This window comes from Methylorubrum populi (genome assembly GCF_002355515.1).
Lineage (GTDB): Bacteria > Pseudomonadota > Alphaproteobacteria > Rhizobiales > Beijerinckiaceae > Methylobacterium > Methylobacterium populi_A.
Genome location: NZ_AP014809.1, coordinates 4,716,339 through 4,731,819, shown reverse-complemented (window position 1 = coordinate 4,731,819; position 15,481 = coordinate 4,716,339). Strand labels below are relative to the sequence as shown.

Below are 15,481 nucleotides of genomic sequence, written 5' to 3'. Positions count from 1 at the left end.
CTCAGGCGTGAACGGTGAAGCAGGCGCCGTCGGCGTTCTCGACGTCGAGGCGGGCGCCGATCTGGTCGAGCATGGCCCGGATCAGCTTCATGCCGAGCCCGGTGCCCCGCGCCTTGGCGCTCTCCCAGCCCGGCGGCATGCCCTCGCCGTCATCGCAGACCCGAAGGCGGACGGCGCCCTCCTCGCCCGCGACGCTGACGCTGATCCGCGCGCCCTTGTCGGGCCGGCCGGCATATTTGAACGCGTTGGTCACGAGCTCGGTGGTGATCAGCGAGAGGGCCACCGCGTGGCGGTAGGGCACCATCAGGCCGGGCTCGGCGGTCAGCTCGACGCTGTGCTCGTCGCCGGCCATGCCGGCGAGGTCGCTGCACAGGGTCTGGATCGTCTGGCCGAGATCGACCTGCTCCATGCTCTCGCCCTGATACAGGCTGTCATGGACGCGGGCGACGCTCATCACCCGGGCCGAGGTCTCGGAGAAGGCCTGCCGCGCCTCCGGATCGGCGATCTGGCGGCGCTGCATGTGCAGGAAGGCGGTCACGATCTGCAGCGAGTTCTTGACCCGGTGGTCGATCTCGCGGGTGAGCAGGTCCTTCTGCTCCAGCAGGCGCTCCTTGTCGGCGAGCAGCCCGGTCAGCTCGTCGATCTTGCGGCGCTGGCGCAGCACCACGCCGTCGACGGCGTCGGCGAGCTGGGCGGCGAGCGCCACCTTCCACGTCGCCCAGGGGGTGGAGTGGCCGCGCCGCTCCTCGATCCAGCGTTCGAACGAGCGCCGCGGCAGCACCGCCACCGGGCCGCTGCCGGGCAGGACGGGTTTGCGCGGGTCGCCGCCCCAGGTCACGGTGCTCGGCACTTCCGGCTTGAGCCAGAACAGCAGATGCTGGCGCGAGGTGCCGACGAAGGCCGCGAGCAGGCCGCTGGCGATCTCGGTGTACTCCGCGGCCGGCGCGTGGTGCAGCACCAGCGTGTCGGTGACGAAGGTGGTCTCGCCGGGGGGCAGGCTGTGCCGCAGCCAGTCGGCGAGCGCCCGCACCGCCGCCTCGTCCGGCGTCGTGCCGACGAGGCAGACGGCCTCGTCCGAGACGATGCCCGCGCCGGTGGCCCCGAACAGGTCGAGCAGGGTCGGGCTGCCCTGGGTCAGCGAGCCGACGAAGTCGTCGGAGCGGGTGAGCCCGCGCACCAGCAGGCCCTGCACGTCGAGATGGCGCTGCCGCTCGCTCCACAGCGCCTTGCCCTCGATCTCCTGCACCCGCATGGCGAAGCCGTCGGTCAGCACGGTCGCCGCGGCGCGGGTCTCCGGCGCGACGTAGTGCGGCCGGCGATGATGCCCGATCATCAGGCCCCAGAGCCGGTTCTCGACCATGATCGAGATCGACATCGAGCCGTCGACGCCGAGGTTGCGCTGGTATTCGAGGTGGATCGGCGACAGGGTGCGGTTCTGCGCGAAGGTGAGGTCGATCGGCGCGTTGCCGGCGGCGCGGTCGGCGACCAGCGGCACCGGCACGCAGTCCCGGTCGATCACGAAGCGGCTCTTGGCCTTGGTGTAGAGGGCACGGGCCTGGGCCGGAATGTCGGAGGCGGGAAAGCGCAGGCCGATCAGCGGGCGCTGCCAGTCCGGCACCATGTCCTCGGCGATGGCCTCGCCGTTCCACTCCGCGTCGAAGCGGTAGACCAGCACCGATTCGAAGCCTGTCATGGCGCGGATTTCGAGGGCGGCGATCTGCGCCGCCTCGGTCAGGGTCTCGGCGGCGCGCAGCCGCATCATGGCGAGCTCGGCGTCGAGCGGGCTTGCGGCGAGGAAGTCCTCGGGCCGCTCCGGCGCCAATTCCAGCTCGACGATGACCCGACCGAGATGGGCGTGCGCCACGAGATGGAAGCGCTCCTCCCGCGGCGGAAGGGTGAGCGTGCGGCGCAGGAGCCGGCCGTCGGTCAGGGTATGGGCGGCGAGGCCGTCGCGGATCGCCGAGACGATCCCGCCCGGCAGCACCGCCTCCAGGTTGAGGCCGGTGGGCGGGAACTGCGCGGGCGCCAGCACGTCGGCGGCGTTGGCGCTGAAGGCCAGGATCTCGAGGCTCGCGGCGTCGGCGGCGAGCATCACCGCGTTCGGCTGGATCGAGCCGGGGATGTGGATCGGCTCGCGCTCGCACAGGCTCGGATCGACCGGCTCGGCGCGGCTGCGCTGCGAGATCGCGGCCAGCACCGCCTCGCGCGAGGGGCCGGCGGCGATCTGCTCCAGGGGGCTGATCGTCAGCCACGTGCAGCCGTTCGCGCCCGCCCGCAGGACGATGCGCGCCCGCAACGGGGCCGGGATGCGGCCGAACACGAACTCGAAGGCCTGATCGGCCAAGCCCCGGCGCTGGCCGGCGAGAAAGCGGCCGTAGAAACCGGGCACGTGAGCGCTCGGCACGAGGTCGCGGAAGAAGTTGCGCCCGATCATCACGTCGGGCGAGAGGCCGCACAACTTTCCCGCCGCGCGATTGCAGGCGAGCACCTTCCCTGCGGCGTCGAGAGCCAGGAGACCCGCGCCGAGTTCGTCCCGCTGCTCAGGAGTCAACGTGTCGAAATCGACCGGAAGGTCGATCGGACCAGCGTTCGGCCCTGCGGCGTGCATCTGCGACGGATCGACCATTACGGCAGTCGGTATGCCTGCCGCGCTCTGGTTACGCAATGCCGAGCCGGCGGTCGCCTCACGTTTCGGGTCACCGCAAAGTCGCACCAAGTGACTGACAAGCCCCACTATTGTCTGAAACCATACACTCGGCGCGACACAGTGCGTGGGTCGCGCCGAGCCGCCGCGACGGGCGGTCCGCCGTTCGCGCCGGACACGCGCCGCGTCCGCACGGCAGGGCGGATCGCCTCACCGCTCGGCGAGGTCGGACAGGGCCGTCTCGAGCCCCTCCTCGAGGGTCGGATGGTAGAAGGGGCGATCGCGCAGGCGCCGCAGGTCGAGGCCGTCCTGGACCGCGTAGGCGAGGAGGTGGGCGAGATGCTCCACCTCCGGGCCGATCAACTCGGCGGCAGCGAGGCGGCCGTCCGCCTCCGCGTAGAGGCGGATGCCGCCCTGCGCCCGGTCCATCACCCGGGCGCGGCCCTGGTCGCAGAAATCGGCGCGGCCGACCCGGTGGCCCGCTTGGCGGTCGAAACCGCCGCCGATCACGGCGATCTGCGGATCGCTGAACACCATGGCGAGCGCCACCCAGCGCTCCGGCCGCGCGGCGTCCTCCCCGCGGGCAAGCCGCGCGGCGTTGCGCCCTGCGATGCGGCCCTGACGGCTCGCCTCGTGCAGCACCGGGCGGTCCGCGTTGGCGTCGCCCGCGATCAGGATCGGCGCCCCCTCGCAGAGCAGGGAGCGGGGATCGTGGACCGGGCCGCCCTTGTCGTTGAGGCTCACGCCGGTCCGCTCCAGGCCGATTCCGGCGACGTTGGGCGGACGGCCGGCAGCGGCGAGCACCCGGTCGAAGGTTTTTTCGCCCTGACCCTCATCCCCCTTCCAGCCGAGACGCGCCCCCTCTCCCTCGATTGCGCCGCTCTCCACCTTTGCGCCGAGATGCAGGTCGAAGGCCTCCGAAAAGATTTCGCGGGCGGCCTGCTTCAGGTCGGGATCGCTCAGGCCCCCGAGGCTGTCGCCGGGATCGAACACGCTGGTCGCCACCCCGAGCCGGGCCATGGCCTGCGCGAGTTCGAGCCCGACCGGGCCGGCGCCGAGCACCGCGAGCGAGGCGGGCAGATCCGCGATCTCGAACACCGTATCGGTGGTGAGGAGCCGGTCACCGAGCCCCCGCAGCGGCTCCGGGACGCTCGGGCTGGAGCCGGTCGCCAGCACCGCCGCCTTAAAGCGCAGGCGGGTATGGTCGTCGATGCGCAAGGTGTCCGGCCCCTCGAACACGGCCCGGCCATGCAGGCGCGTGCCCTCCGGCAACCCGTCGAGCCCCTCGAAGACGGAGGCGACGAAGCGGTCGCGCAGGTCCCGCATCCGCGCCAGCACCGCTGGGCCGTCGACGCGCACGCCGCCGACCCGGATGCCGAGCCGGTCGGCCGCGCGGGCCGCGTGCGCGGCCTCGGCCGCGGTGATCAGCAGCTTCGAGGGCATGCAGCCGACCCGGGCGCAGGTGGTGCCGCCGGGGCCCTGCTCGATCAGCACGGCCCTCACCCCGGCCTCGAGGGCGGCGCGGTGGGCGGCGATGCCGGCGGTGCCGGCCCCGATCACCGCGACGTCGCAGGAGCGTTCCCGCATCGCTCAGGCGGCCATGGTGAGGACGGCGCCGCCATCGACCCGGAGGTTCTCGCCCGTGATGAAGCTCGCCTGCTCCGAGCACAGGAAGGCGACCGCCGACGCGACCTCTTCCACCCGGCCGCGGCGCTTGGCGACGATGCCGGGACGCTTCTCCGCGAGGAAGCTCTCGATCGCCTCGTCGAACGAGACGCCGAGTTCCCCGGCGCGCTTCTCCATCATCGCGTCGGTCATCGGCGTGGCGACGAAGGCGGGCGCCACCGAGTTCACCAGCACCCCGTCCGGCCCGTAGGCCTTGGAGAGGCCCTTGGTCAGGTTCATCAGGCCGGCCTTGGCGGCGCAGTAGGGCAGCTCCTCGACGTAGGGCTGCACCGCGTCCTCGGAAGTGAAGAAGACGATCCGCCCCCATTTCTGCTGGCGCATCCCCGGGATGAAGGCGCGGGCGACCCGCACCGCCGCCATCAGATCGGCCTGGATCGTCGAGAGCCAGCCGTCGTCGTCGATCTCGAGAAAGTCGCCGGTGGCCCCGGTGACGCCGGCGGCGTTGACGAGAATGCTGGGCCGGTCGCCGAAGGCCGCATCCGCGAAGTCGCGCAGCTTGCGCGCGCCGGCGTCGTCGGAGAGGTCGGCCTGGCACGCCTTGACCGGACCGAGGGCGGCGAGCCGCCCGGCCGCCTCCGCCAGCTCCTTCTCCTTCACGTCGGAGAGGACGACCTTCACGCCCTCGCGCAGCAGATACTCCGCGCTCGCGTAGCCCATGCCGGAATCGCCGCCGGTGATCACCGCGACGCGGCCGCTGATGCCGAGATCCATGAATCGACCCTTGAAGTTGTCGGCGTCCGGTTCGACCGTTGCGTGCCGGCGCGGGCTACCCTTTGATAAGGCGGCGGGCCAACGGAGGGCGTGGCCGATCGTTCCAGCCCCTCCCCCGGCTGCGGCGATCCGACCGGGATGGAAAACCACCGCCGCACGTCGCCGGTCCGCGGCAGCGGGAAAACGCGTTGCCCGGCGGGCGGGCGCGGGCCACCCTCCTCCCGGCAGAATCGATTCGCGCAGCGAGGTCCGAGGATGAGCGAGACGGATGCAGAGCCGCCGGGTCCGGCCGTTCCCCCGAGGGGCGGCGTGGTCGCCTATCTCACCGTCGACGGCGCCCTGCGCGCGGCGGAGTTCTATCGACAGGCCTTCGCTGCCGAGATCCTGGCCTCGGTCCCGCCGGACGAGAAGGGGCGGACCATGCATGTTCACTTGGTCGTGAACGGCACGTCGGTGATGCTCTCCGACGCCTTTCCCGAATACGGCCACCCGCTCCAGACGCCGCAATCGTTCAGCCTGCTCCTGCCGGTCGACGACATCGCGGCGTGGTGGGACCGGGCCGTCACGGCGGGCGCCGAGGTGGTGATGCCGTATCAGGAAATGTTCTGGGGTGACGTCTACGGGCAGTTGCGCGACCCGTTCGGCGTGATCTGGGCGATGAACCAGCCCAAGCGCGCCGCCTGATCCGATTCGGACGACATGCCGGGAGACCGACCATGAGCGACGCCGACGATCCCCGCGACCTCGTTCTCACCCGCCTGATCCCAGCGCCCCGGCGGGCGCTGTGGCGGGCCTGGACCGAGCCGGAGTTGCTGAAAGCGTGGTTCGCCCCGAAACCCTACACGACGCCGCGCGCCGAACTCGACGTGCGGCCGGGCGGGTCGAGCCTGATCGTGATGCGCAGCCCCGAGGGACAGGATCTGCCCAACCGGGGCGTCTACCTCGAGGTGGTGCCCGACACGCGCCTCGTCGTCACCGACGCCTACAGCGCGGCCTGGATCCCCTCCGACAAGCCGTTCCTGACGGTGATCCTCACCTTCGCCGACGAGGCGGGCGGCACCCGCTACACCGCACGGGCCCGCCACTGGACGCTGGAGGACCGCGAGCGGCACGAGGCGATGGGTTTCGCGCAGGGCTGGGGATCTGCGCCGATCAGCTGACCGAGGTGGCGAAGGGATTGGGCTGACGGCTTTCAGAAACCCTCCCCCCCCGCAGCGGGGGGAGAGTGGTGCCGTGTCGGTCAGGCCGCCTCGCCCAGGCACCAGGCCAGGATGCCCTTCTGCGCGTGCAGGCGGTTCTCGGCCTCGTCGAACACCACCGATTGCGGGCCGTCGATCACCTCGGCGGTGACCTCCTCGCCGCGATGGGCCGGCAGGCAGTGCATGAAGATCGCGTCCTTGGCCGCGGCCTTCATCAGCGCCGCGTCCACCCGGTAGGGCGAGAGCAGGTTGTGGCGGAAGTGCTCGTCGTCGTCGCCCATCGAGACCCAGCAATCGGTCACGACGGCGTCCGCCCCCGCGACCGCCGCGTAGGCGTCGGTGGTGGCGTTGACCCGCGCGCCCTCGCGCTCGGCCCAGGCGACGAGCGCCGGCGGCATCGCCAGCTCGTTCGGGGCGGCGACGTTGAGGGTGAAGTCGAAGCGGGCGGCGGCGTGGACCCAGCTCGCCAGCACGTTGTTGGCGTCGCCCGACCACGCGATGGTGCGGCCCTTGATCGGCCCGCGATGCTCCTCGAAGGTCAGCACGTCGGCCATGATCTGGCACGGATGCGAGACCTTGGTCAGCGCATTGATCACCGGCACGGTAGCGTGCTCGGCCAGCTCCACCATCAGCGTGTGGTCGAGGGTACGGATCACGATCGCGTCGACGAAGCGGGAGAGCACGCGGGCGGTGTCGGCCACCGTCTCGCCGCGGCCGAGCTGCATCTCCTTGCCCGTCAGCATCAGGGTGTCGCCGCCGAGCTCACGCATCGCCACGTCGAAGGAGACGCGGGTGCGGGTCGAGGGCCGGTCGAACACCATCGCCAGCATCTTGCCGGTGAGCGGTCGCTCCGCCGCGGGCTGGCCCTTCACCCGCGCCCGCTTCATCGCGGCCGAGGCGTCGAGGACGCCGCGCAGGGTCTGCGCAGAAAAGTCCTTCAGGTCGAGGAAATGGCGGACATGCGGGCCGCTGCCGTTCAGGGTCGTGGTCATCTCAAATTCTTCGCTCGCGGGACCGCGCTCAGAGTGGCTCACGAAACGCCCGACCCCGTACCGTGCCCGATAAGGGGGCGACGGCGTGGCGGGTGTTTCGTGAGAGGCACTCAGGCGGCGCCGCGCATCTGCGCCTCCAGATCAGTCGCCGCGGCCTCGAGCCGGGCCACGGCCTCGTCCACCTCCGCCTCGCCGATGATCAGCGGCGGAAGCAAGCGGACGACGTTGTCGCCGGCCGGGATCACCAGCAGGTGCTGGGCGCGGGCGGCCGCGGCGAACTCGGTATTCGGCAGGTTGAGCTTCAGGCCGCGCATCAGCCCCTGCCCGCGCAGCTCGGCGAAGACGTGGGGGTGGCGGTCGATCAGCCCGGCGAGCTTCTGCGTCAGCAGCAGGCCCATCCGCTCGACATGGGCGAGGAAGCCGTCCGCCAGCACGACGTCGAGCACGGCATTGCCCACCGCCATGGCGAGCGGATTGCCGCCGAAGGTGGTGCCGTGGGTGCCCGCCGTCATGCCGCGGGCGGCCTCGGCCGTGGCGAGGCAGACGCCGAGCGGGAAGCCGCCGCCGATACCCTTGGCCGCGCTCATGATGTCGGGGGTGACGCCCGACCACTCGTGCGCGAAGAACTTACCGGTACGCCCGACGCCGGTCTGCACCTCGTCCATGATCAGGAGCAGGCCGTGCGCGTCGCAGAGCGAGCGCAGGCGCCGCAGCATCTCGCCGGGAATCACCCGCAGGCCGCCCTCTCCCTGGATCGGCTCGATCATCAGGGCGGCGGTCTCCGGGCCGATCGCGGCTTCCAACGTGGCGAAATCGCCGACCGGCACCTGATCGAAGCCCTCGACCTTCGGGCCGAAGCCCTCGATGTACTTCTGCTGTCCGCCCGCGGCGATGGTCGCGAGGGTGCGGCCGTGGAAGGCGCCCTCGAACGTGATGATGCGGTAGCGCTCGGGATGGCCGCCGGCGGCGTGGTACTTGCGCGCCATCTTGATGGCGGCCTCGTTGGCCTCGGCGCCGGAATTGGCGAAGAAGGCGACGTCGGCGAACGTCGCGTCCACGAGCCGCCGGCCCAGCCGCTCCCCTTCCGGGATCTGGAACAGGTTCGAGGTGTGCCAGAGCTTCTGCGCCTGCGCGGTCAGCGCCTCCACGAGATGCGGATGGGCGTGGCCCAGCGCGTTGACGGCGATGCCGGCGCCGAAATCGAGGTAGCGGTCGCCGTCCTCGGCGACCAGCCAAGCGCCCTCGCCTCGCTCGAAAGCGATCGGGGCGCGGGCATAGGTCGGCAGCAGGGCGGAGGTCACGCGGGTCCGTCTCCTCGGGCTCGATCCAGTGGCAAAGCCGCCAAAAGAAAGTGCCGCCTCGGGGGACGGGCGGCACGCGCGCGATTACTATGAAACAGGACGCTCCTGTCAATCTCGGGCCGAGGTTTATCGGACCGGAGCGGGCCGCATCCGGAGGCCGTCGGGGGCTACCCCGCTACAGCCGCGCGGCCTCCGTCGGGGAGCGCCCGATCACCTTGCGGAAGGTCCGCCCCATCCGCCGCGCATCGGGAAAGCCCGCGCGCCTGGCCGCCTCGCCGAGGGACACCGTCCCGGAGCGGATCAGCGACTGGGCCAGGGTCACGCGCTCGCGCAGGACATATTGATAGGGCGTCAGCCCGAAGCTGCCCTTGAAGGCCCGCACGAAGTAGCTCTCGCTGAGGCCCGCCGCCTGCGCCATCTCCCGCAGGGACAGGGGGGCATCGATTCGCTCGGCGACGAGGTCGCGCACCCGCCGCGCCTGCCGGGCGGTGAGGGCCGCGCTCCGGCGCGGGCCGGGCGGCGTCAGCACGCCGGAGGCGCGCAGCACCGCCAGCGCCACGCTGTCCACGAGGAGCGCGTCCGCGGCGGTGTCGTGTCCGGCCGCCTCCTGTCCGAGGGCGGCGAGCAGGTGGAACACGCTCATCCGCTCGGACAGGTCGCTGGTGAGGGCCGGGATTTCGGCCTGCGAGAGCGGCGCCTCGATCATCCGCTCGACCGCAGCCGGCATGTAGGCGAGATAGCGCCCGCGGCAGGGGCCGCTCCAGTGCGTGCTGCCGCCATAGCCGGGGCCGCGCAGCACGAAGACGTCGTCAGCCCGCTCGTCCGGCACCCCGCCGTCGCAGAAGGTCAGCCGGGTTCGCCGGTCGCGGTCTTCTGTGCCGACCGCGTGCGGAATGCCGTGCCAAGTGCCGACGAGGAGTCCGTCGACGCGGTGGGTGCTGTGCCCCGCGGACGCGTAGGCGAAATCGAGAAAGGCGATGCCGTCGAGGCCGCTTGCCGGGATCTGGCCGAAGATCTGGTCGGGCTGGGCGGAGAGTTCGCCCTGCACGGAGGCGTTGACGAACGGAACGCTCATCGGCCGCTGGCTTCTCCCGGTCTGTGCCACCCTCGAGGCCATCCTCGACACGGGGCGCCCTCCGTCCCCGCCGCCTCGCCCGGTCGCTCGACGCGGCGACCGGTCCGGTGAACGGTCAAGCTTGCGCTCGGCTTGGCAGAACGACGCGCCGGCCGATCCCGTTCCTTTGCCGACCAAGATGCAGAGCCCGAGAGGCGCATCGCGCTCGAATCTGACGCTGCACCCGCACCGCGCGTCCCATCCCGAACGGCCGGCGCGCGCCCGAGGGCGCGCGGAACGACGCGTCCTGCGGAAGCGGCGGGGTCGACCGCTTCCGCAGGACGGTCAGCCCCGGCTGCGGGGCTGACCGGGGTTTTCGGGGGCTACTTGCCGAGGACGCCGCCGAGCAGGCCGCCCACCGCACCGAGGACGGTGTCGAGCGTGCCGCCGACGAGGCCGCCCACCTGACCGATCGTGCCGGAGACGGCGCCGAGTTCCTGGCTGAGATCGAGTTCCACGCCGACGCCGAGAGACAGACCGCCGCCGACCTGATCCAGCTCCGCAGCGTTCAGCTCACGGATGGTGTCAATGTTCTGCTGCATGTGTTCTCCTTAGTCCGTACGATATTGGAAGATCGTTCTGTATTTATGTCTTCCCGTGGAATAAGAGCGGCGTTGCTGCGCTGCTCTGCTGGATAAGGTACGGATATTATTCCGGCAGGCAACCCGGTTTGCGCTGGAGCCTCGGCACGGATGGGAAGGAAAACGCGCGGGTGGACAAATCTTGCCCTTCGAAATCACCACCATTGGTCGTGAAAGCGTCGCGGCGGGCACGCGCGGGCCGGCGCGTTCGGTCGTCCTACGCCATTTACCGAGCCCCCAGGGCGGCCTGGAGGGACCGTCCGCCGGTCCGATGCCACGGGGTCAAAAATTGCCCTGGCATTGAGTTGGACCGCCAGCCCATCGGCGCGGCTCGGTAAAAAGTTGAAATTATTGCGGATTACGACACTTATGCGTCAGAATAACGCACCCTGCCGCACTGTCGCAGGCCGGAATGCAGGCTCCGGGGAGGCTCAGCCTTGAACGCGCCGCTGTTCCGTCACGAGGTCGTCGAGGCGCGTCGGAGCGCCTGGCTCGGCGAGGCCCAGGTGGTGCAGCCGCTCCCGATCCGCGTCGTGGTCGGCCTCTGCCTCGGCTTCGTCGTCCTGGTCGGCCTCTACGCCTGGCTCGGCAGCTACACGCGCCGGGTCCATGCCAACGGCCTGCTCGCGCCCGATATCGGGCTCATTACCGTGGCGAGCCCGCTGGCGGGACGGATCAGCGCGTCGGGCGTCAAGGAGGGCGACCGGGTCGAGCGCGGCCAGCTCCTCTTCACCGTCGATCTCGACGCCGTCTCCGCGAGCGGCCCGACCCAGGAGCGGGTGATCGCCCAGCTCGGGCGCCAGCGCGAGAGCGTCGAGCGCCAGCGCGCCGCCCGCGCCGCCATGGCCGCGGCGGAGAAGGAGGGGCTCAAGGAGCAGATCGCCAATCTGGAGGCGCAGCGCGCCAAGATCGACGAGCAGCTCGCGCTCCAGGAGAAGCTGGTGCCGCCGCTCAAGGCGCGGGCCGACGAACTCGCCGACCTCGTCACGCGGGGCTTCGCCCGGGCGGCGGACTTCCAGAGCCAGAACTACCTCTACCTCCAGGCGACCTCGCAGCTGGCGCAGTTCCGCCAGGGCGGTCTGCAGGTCGAGGGCAAGCTCGGGGATCTCAAGGCCAAGCTCTCGACCTTCGACGAGACCCTGGCGCGCGATCTGGCCGAACTCGACCGCACCGCCGCCCAGCTCGAACAGCAGCGGGCCGAGAGCGAAGCGCGCCGGGCCATCGAGGTGCGCGCGCCCGAGCGCGGCATCCTCACTTCGATCCGGGCGCAGGCCGGGCAGACCGTGGCGGCGGGGGCGAGCCTGCTCACCCTGCTGCCGAGCGAGGGGCGGCTGCAGGCCAACCTGTTCGTCGATTCCTCGGCGATCGGCTTCATCGAGCCCGGCGCCAGCGTGATGCTGCGCTACGCCGCCTTCCCGTTCCAGCGCTTCGGCCTGCACCGGGGCCTCGTGACGGAGGTGACCCGCGCCCCCCTCGAAGGCGACGGTGCCGGCCAGCCGGAGGCGGCCCGCGACGCGGCCAAGAGCGCGGGGAGCGGTGGCGTCTACCGCATCGTCGTGCGGCCGGATGCCGACAGCGTGACGGCCTATGGCGAGCAGCGCCGGCTCGAGGCCGGGATGCGGGTCGAGGCCGATATCGCGCTGGAGAGGCGCCCGCTCTACCGCTGGCTCCTCGACCCCCTCTACCACGTCAAGCGCAGCGTCGATCTCGTCACGGAAGGAGGGGAGCGTTGAGTCTGCTGTCGGATCTTCAGTTCGGTTTCCGGCGGCGCCTGCCGGTCGTGCTCCAGGCCGAGGCCGCCGAGTGCGGCATGGCCTGCCTCGCCATGGTGCTGGGCTACCACGGCCGCCGGGTCGACCTCGGAAGCTTGCGCGCCCGCCACGCCCTCTCGCTCAAGGGCATGACGCTGCGAAACCTCATGGACCTGTCGGGCACCATGGGCCTCTCGACGCGGGCGCTGCGGGTGGAACTCAACGATCTCGGCCGCCTGCGCCTGCCCTGCATCCTGCACTGGGGGCTCAACCACTTCGTCGTGCTGGCCCGCGTCGGGCGCCGGGAGATCGTGATTCACGATCCCGCCCGCGGGCGCCGCACCTTGAGCCTCGCGGAAGCCTCGCGGGACTTCACCGGCGTCGCCCTGGAGGTGAGCCCGAACCAGAGCTTCGTGCGCGAGCGGGCGGCGCGGGGGCTCGCTTTGTCCGACCTGTTCCGCGGCATGGCCGGCATCCGCTCGGCGATGATCCAGATCCTGGCCCTGTCGCTCGGGATCGAACTCGTCGCGATCCTGATGCCGATCGCCTCGCAGATCGTCATCGACGAGGTGATCGTGAACGGCGATCTCGACCTGCTGCTCGTCGTGGCGCTGGGCCTCGCCCTGCTGCTGGTGCTGCAACTGGGCCTCGGCGTCGCCCGGAGCTGGGCGATCATGCTCACCGGAACGGGGCTGAACTACCAGTGGTCGGGCTCGCTGTTCGACCACCTCTCCCGGCTGCCGCTCGACTATTTCCAGAAGCGGCATGTCGGCGACGTGATCTCGCGCTTCGGCACGCTGGCCACGATCCAGAAGGGCATCACCACCGACCTCGTCCAGGCGCTCCTCGACGGCATCATGTCGATCGGCATGCTGATCATGCTGTTCCTCTACGGCGGCTGGCTCGCCCTGGTGGCGCTCGCCGCCACCGCCCTCAACGCCGGCTTACGGATCGCCGCCTACAAGGCCTATCGCGAGGGCACCGAGGAGGCGATCGTCGCGGAGGCGCGCCAGCAGAGCCACTTCATCGAGACCGTGCGCGGCATGGCGAGCGTCAAGCTCCTGAACCTGCGCGAGCGCCGCCGCGGCACCTGGATGAACCAGTTCGTCCAGGCCCTGAACGCCCGGCTGCGGCTGCAGCGGCTCGACCTCGTGTTCGGGCGCGGCAACGAGTTCCTGTTCGGTGCCGACCGGCTGATCCTGCTGGTGCTCGGCGCCCGCGCCGTGATCGACCAGTCGATGACGCTCGGCATGCTGGTGGCCTTCCTCGCCTATCGCGACCAGTTCTCGACCCGGATCGGCAACCTGATCCAGTCGGGCTTCCAGCTGCGGATGCTCAACGTGCAGACCGACCGGCTCTCGGACATCGTCATGACCGAGCCCGAGGAGGCCGCCGCCCCCATGCCCGCCGCGGTCGAGCCGGTGGCGGCCCCTGCCCTCCTTCCCGCCGGCGAGCGTCCGCCGGTGCGCGGCGCTGGCTTACGCGCCGTCGGCCTGTCCCTGCGCTACGGCGACGACGAGCCCTGGGTGTTCCGCAATCTCGGCCTAGAGGTGCCGCCGGGCCAGAGTCTCGCCATCACCGGCCCCTCGGGCTGCGGCAAGAGTTCGGTGATGAAGATCCTGATGGGCCTGCTGCCGCCCTCCGAGGGGGCGGTGCTGGTCGACGGGCGCGACATCCGCGCCGGGGGGCTCGCGGCCTACCGCGCCCGCATCGCCGGAGTGATGCAGGATGACGGCCTGTTCGCCGGCTCGATCGCCGAGAACATCGCCTGTTTCGACGAGCGCCCCGATCCCGGCTGGATCCGCGAATGCGCGGCCCGCGCCGCGATCCTCGACGACATCGCCCGCACGCCGATGGGCTTCGAGACGCTCGTCGGCGACATGGGCTCGACCCTGTCCGGCGGCCAGCGCCAGCGGGTGATCCTCGCCCGCGCCCTCTACCGGCGCCCGGAGATTCTGTTTCTCGACGAGGCGACGAGCGCGCTCGACGAGCCCACCGAGGCGGTGATCGCCGCGGCGCTGCGCGACCTGAAGATGACGCGGGTCATCGTCGCCCACCGCCCGGCCACCGTGGCCCATGCCGACCTACGCTACGATTTTTCCGCCGACGAACCGCGGGCCGCGGTGCAGGCGCGGGAGACCGCCGGTTGAGGACGCGGTTCGGCCCTCCCCCTTGCGAGTCGCCCCGCCCCCGTGCTCAGAGCCCGGCAGCAACACGGCTTCGGGAGATTTGAGGCGATGAACTCGGTCAAGGAACGTCTGGAAGCGCTCGGCCTCAAGCTGCCGAAGGCTGCGGCGCCGGTCGCGAACTACGTGCCCTACATCCGCACCGGCAACCTCGTCGTCATCTCCGGCCAGATCTGCTTCGGGCCGGACGGCACCCTCGACCCGGCCCACAAGGGCAAGCTCGGCGCCGAGGTCTCGGCCGAGCAGGGGATCGCGGCGGCCCGCCTCTGCGCGCTCAACGTGCTGGCCCAGGTCCAGGCGGCGGTGGGCGACCTCGACCACGGCGTCGTGCAATGCGTGCGGCTCGGCGGCTTCATCAACGCGGTGCCGAGCTTCGCCGGTCTCGCCCCGATCATGAACGGCGCCTCCGACCTGATGGTCGAGATCCTCGGCGATCGCGGCCGCCACGCCCGCTCGACGGTGGGTGTGGCCGAACTCCCCCTCGACGCCGCCGTCGAGGTCGAGGCGATGTTCGAGGTCGCGTGAGCGCGACCCTGGAGCGGGCACCGGACTGGCTCACCGCCCGTCCGATCGCCCATCGCGGCCTGCACGACCGCGCGAACGGCATCCCCGAGAACACCCTCGCGGCCGCCGAGGCGGCGGTCGCGGGCGGCTACGCCATCGAGTGCGACGTGCAGCTCAGCGCCGACGGCGAGGCGATGGTGTTCCACGATGAGGCGCTGGGCCGTCTGACGGACGTTTCCGACCGAATCGAGACCCGCACGGCCGCCGACCTCGGCACGCTCACGGTGGCCGGCACGAACGAGCGCATCCCGACCCTGCCGGATTTCTTGGCGAAGATCGCGGGCCGCGTGCCCGTCATCGTCGAGATCAAGTCGCGCTTCGACGGCGACCGGCGCCTGACCCGCCGCACCGCCGAGATCGTCACCGGGTTCGACGCGCCGGTGGCGCTCAAATCCTTCGATCCGGGCATCGTCGCCACGCTCGCCGAGATCGCCCCCGACCTGCCCCGCGGCATCGTCGCGGAGGCGAGCCAGGACGATCCGCACTACGCCCTGCTGACGCCGTCAGCGCGGGCCGAGCTGTCGGGCCTGCTCCACCTGCATGTGAGCCGCCCGCACTTCCTGTCGTGGCGCGTCGGCGACCTGCCGGGCCCCGTCCCCTATCTCTGCCGTCGGCTCGGGCAGATGCCGGTGATGACCTGGACCGTGCGCACCGAGGCGCAGCGGGCGCTGGCGCAGGAGCACGCCGACCAGATGGTCTTCGAGGGTTTTCGCCCGTAACGGGCTCCCCAAGGGCAAGCCCTTTCGCGGGTG

12 protein-coding genes and 1 pseudogene are annotated in these 15,481 nt (G+C 71.1%); 6 read left to right on the top strand and 7 right to left on the bottom strand.

Translation table 11 applies throughout. The features are described from left to right. Position 1: 1 nt before the first annotated feature. The 3 genes from MPPM_RS21855 to MPPM_RS21845 all read right to left on the bottom strand — a co-directional run bounded on the left by MPPM_RS21855 (position 2) and on the right by MPPM_RS21845 (position 5,041). A complete protein-coding gene (locus MPPM_RS21855; protein ID WP_096486853.1) occupies positions 2-2,626 on the bottom strand; it encodes a histidine kinase dimerization/phosphoacceptor domain -containing protein in 2,625 nt (874 codons plus the stop codon). Between the two features lie 228 nt (positions 2,627-2,854). Next, complete coding sequence (locus MPPM_RS21850) at positions 2,855-4,231, bottom strand: dihydrolipoyl dehydrogenase (RefSeq protein ID WP_096486852.1); 1,377 nt, start codon at positions 4,229-4,231, stop codon at positions 2,855-2,857. A gap of 3 nt (positions 4,232-4,234) precedes the next feature. Beyond that, positions 4,235-5,041, bottom strand: a complete 807-nt coding sequence (locus tag MPPM_RS21845) for an SDR family NAD(P)-dependent oxidoreductase (protein WP_096486851.1) — start codon at positions 5,039-5,041, stop codon at positions 4,235-4,237. A 255-nt stretch (positions 5,042-5,296) separates the two neighbouring features. Here MPPM_RS21845 and MPPM_RS21840 point away from each other — a divergent pair, with 255 nt between their 5' ends. Both MPPM_RS21840 and MPPM_RS21835 read left to right on the top strand, forming a co-directional pair. Continuing rightward, complete coding sequence (locus MPPM_RS21840) at positions 5,297-5,725, top strand: VOC family protein (protein WP_096486850.1); 429 nt, start codon at positions 5,297-5,299, stop codon at positions 5,723-5,725. Positions 5,726-5,757: 32 nt separating this feature from the next. After that, positions 5,758-6,227: pseudogene (locus tag MPPM_RS21835) on the top strand (SRPBCC family protein). 54 nt (positions 6,228-6,281) lie between these two features. Here MPPM_RS21835 and argF read toward each other — a convergent pair. The 4 genes from argF to MPPM_RS21815 all read right to left on the bottom strand — a co-directional run bounded on the left by argF (position 6,282) and on the right by MPPM_RS21815 (position 10,189). Then, positions 6,282-7,232, bottom strand: coding sequence for an ornithine carbamoyltransferase (gene argF / locus MPPM_RS21830; protein WP_096486849.1), 951 nt, complete (start codon positions 7,230-7,232; stop codon positions 6,282-6,284). A 110-nt stretch (positions 7,233-7,342) separates the two neighbouring features. Next, entirely contained in the window at positions 7,343-8,533 is a 1,191-nt protein-coding gene (locus MPPM_RS21825) for an aspartate aminotransferase family protein (protein ID WP_096486848.1), read from the bottom strand. Positions 8,534-8,708: 175 nt separating this feature from the next. Next, entirely contained in the window at positions 8,709-9,608 is a 900-nt protein-coding gene (locus MPPM_RS21820) for a helix-turn-helix domain-containing protein (RefSeq protein ID WP_096486847.1), read from the bottom strand. Positions 9,609-9,970: 362 nt separating this feature from the next. Beyond that, a complete protein-coding gene (locus MPPM_RS21815) occupies positions 9,971-10,189 on the bottom strand; it encodes a hypothetical protein (RefSeq protein ID WP_096486846.1) in 219 nt (72 codons plus the stop codon). A 476-nt stretch (positions 10,190-10,665) separates the two neighbouring features. Here MPPM_RS21815 and MPPM_RS21810 point away from each other — a divergent pair, with 476 nt between their 5' ends. The 4 genes from MPPM_RS21810 (at position 10,666) to MPPM_RS21795 (ending at position 15,448) form a co-directional block, all read left to right on the top strand. Then, positions 10,666-11,961: an HlyD family secretion protein gene (locus tag MPPM_RS21810; protein ID WP_096486845.1), complete on the top strand. Its 1,296-nt coding sequence runs from the start codon at positions 10,666-10,668 to the stop codon at positions 11,959-11,961. After that, positions 11,958-14,129 carry a peptidase domain-containing ABC transporter gene (locus MPPM_RS21805; RefSeq protein WP_096486844.1) on the top strand — a complete coding sequence of 724 codons (2,172 nt, stop codon included), beginning with the start codon at positions 11,958-11,960 and terminating at the stop codon, positions 14,127-14,129. The genes MPPM_RS21810 and MPPM_RS21805 overlap by 4 nt, the downstream gene beginning before the upstream one ends. An 87-nt stretch (positions 14,130-14,216) precedes the next feature. Continuing rightward, positions 14,217-14,690 carry a RidA family protein gene (locus MPPM_RS21800; protein WP_096486843.1) on the top strand — a complete coding sequence of 158 codons (474 nt, stop codon included), beginning with the start codon at positions 14,217-14,219 and terminating at the stop codon, positions 14,688-14,690. Next, positions 14,687-15,448, top strand: coding sequence for a glycerophosphodiester phosphodiesterase family protein (locus MPPM_RS21795; protein WP_096486842.1), 762 nt, complete (start codon positions 14,687-14,689; stop codon positions 15,446-15,448). Before MPPM_RS21800 ends, MPPM_RS21795 begins: the two co-directional genes overlap by 4 nt. Positions 15,449-15,481 lie beyond the last annotated feature (33 nt).

Excerpts from the sequence above, each read along its gene's own strand:
- MPPM_RS21815 (WP_096486846.1), bottom strand. The coding sequence starts at position 10,189 with ATGCAGCAGAACATTGACACCATCCGTGAGCTGAACGCTGCGGAGCTG.
- MPPM_RS21850 (WP_096486852.1), bottom strand. The coding sequence starts at position 4,231 with ATGCGGGAACGCTCCTGCGACGTCGCGGTGATCGGGGCCGGCACCGCC.
- MPPM_RS21855 (WP_096486853.1), bottom strand. The coding sequence starts at position 2,626 with ATGGTCGATCCGTCGCAGATGCACGCCGCAGGGCCGAACGCTGGTCCG.
- MPPM_RS21840 (WP_096486850.1), top strand. The coding sequence starts at position 5,297 with ATGAGCGAGACGGATGCAGAGCCGCCGGGTCCGGCCGTTCCCCCGAGG.
- MPPM_RS21820 (WP_096486847.1), bottom strand. The coding sequence starts at position 9,608 with ATGAGCGTTCCGTTCGTCAACGCCTCCGTGCAGGGCGAACTCTCCGCC.
- MPPM_RS21800 (WP_096486843.1), top strand. The coding sequence starts at position 14,217 with ATGAACTCGGTCAAGGAACGTCTGGAAGCGCTCGGCCTCAAGCTGCCG.
- argF (WP_096486849.1), bottom strand. The coding sequence starts at position 7,232 with ATGACCACGACCCTGAACGGCAGCGGCCCGCATGTCCGCCATTTCCTC.
- MPPM_RS21845 (WP_096486851.1), bottom strand. The coding sequence starts at position 5,041 with ATGGATCTCGGCATCAGCGGCCGCGTCGCGGTGATCACCGGCGGCGAT.